Below are 1,767 nucleotides of genomic sequence, written 5' to 3' on the forward strand. Positions count from 1 at the left end.
AGGCTCCCACCTATGCTGTACAAATCGCACCCCAGTCCAATATCAAGCTGCAGTAAAGCTCCATGGGGTCTTTCCGTCTTGTCGCGGGTAACCTGCATCTTCACAGGTATTAAAATTTCACCGGATCTCTCGTTGAGACAGCGCCCAAGTCGTTACGCCATTCGTGCGGGTCAGAATTTACCTGACAAGGAATTTCGCTACCTTAGGACCGTTATAGTTACGGCCGCCGTTTACTGGGGCTTCAATTCAGAGCTTCGCGTTGCCGCTAACCCCTCCTCTTAACCTTCCAGCACCGGGCAGGCGTCAGCCCGTATACTTCGCCTTGCGGCTTCGCACAGACCTGTGTTTTTGCTAAACAGTCGCTTGGGCCTTTTCACTGCGGCCCCCTCGTGCTATTCACACTACCGGGGCACCCCTTCTCCCGAAGTTACGGGGTCATTTTGCCGAGTTCCTTAACGAGAGTTCTTCCGCGCGCCTTAGAATACTCTTCCCACCCACCTGTGTCGGTTTGCGGTACGGGCGCCTTCACCTGGCTAGAAGCTTTTCTTGGCAGTGTGAGCCCAGGACCTTCGCTACTGTAATTTTCGCTCCCCATCACAGCTCAGCCTTGCGATGCGCGGATTTGCCTACGCACCAGCCTTACTGCTTGGACGGACATCCATCAGTCCGCGTCCCTTCCCTCCTGCGTCACTCCATTGCTCGTAACGGTTTACGGCGGTACAGGAATATCCACCTGTTGTCCATCGACTACGCCTTTCGGCCTCGCCTTAGGTCCCGACTAACCCTGAGCGGACGAGCCTTCCTCAGGAACCCTTGGGTTTTCGGCGGATCAGATTCTCACTGATCTTTTCGTTACTCATACCGGCATTCTCACTTGAATACAGTCCAGCGCTCCTTCCGGTACACCTTCAATCCGTATTCAACGCTCCCCTACCCCTGATGCATAAGCATCAAGCCATGATTTCGGTGGTGTGTTTAGCCCCGTTACATTTTCGGCGCAGAGTCACTCGACCAGTGAGCTATTACGCACTCTTTAAATGGTGGCTGCTTCTAAGCCAACATCCTGGTTGTCTGGGCAACTCCACATCCTTTCCCACTTAACACACACTTGGGGACCTTAATCGATGGTCTGGGCTGTTTCCCTTTTGACAATGGATCTTAGCACTCACTGTCTGACTCCCGGATATAAGTTGATGGCATTCGGAGTTTGACTGGACTTGGTAACCCTTGGCGGGCCCCGCACCCAATCAGTGCTCTACCTCCACAACTCTTCATCCGAGGCTAGCCCTAAAGCTATTTCGGGGAGAACCAGCTATCTCCGGGTTCGATTGGAATTTCTCCGCTACCCCCACCTCATCCCCGCACTTTTCAACGTACGTGGGTTCGGGCCTCCAGTGCGTGTTACCGCACCTTCACCCTGGACAGGGGTAGATCACCCGGTTTCGGGTCTACGCCTGCATACTCAGTCGCCCTATTCAGACTCGCTTTCGCTGCGGCTCCGGCTTCTCACCTTAACCTTGCATGCAAACGTAACTCGCCGGTTCATTCTACAAAAGGCACGCCATCACCCCTTAATTGGGCTCTGACTTTTTGTAAGCGCACGGTTTCAGGTTCTGTTTCACTCCTCTTCCGAGGTCCTTTTCACCTTTCCCTCACGGTACTGCTTCGCTATCGGTCACCAGGGAGTATTTAGCCTTGGCAGATGGTCCTGCCGGATTCATACGGGGTTTCACGTGCCCCGCACTACTCGGGATCCGTCTCGGAGGG

At 54.2% G+C, this 1,767-nt stretch carries 1 rRNA gene; it reads right to left on the reverse strand.

Features of this window, described 5'->3' with window-relative positions:
- Positions 1 to 1,767: ribosomal RNA gene (locus GYN08_RS23435) — 23S ribosomal RNA — on the reverse strand; the annotation flags it as partial.

Origin of the sequence: Saccharibacillus alkalitolerans (genome assembly GCF_011090185.1) — a bacterium.
GTDB lineage: Bacteria > Bacillota > Bacilli > Paenibacillales > Paenibacillaceae > Saccharibacillus > Saccharibacillus alkalitolerans.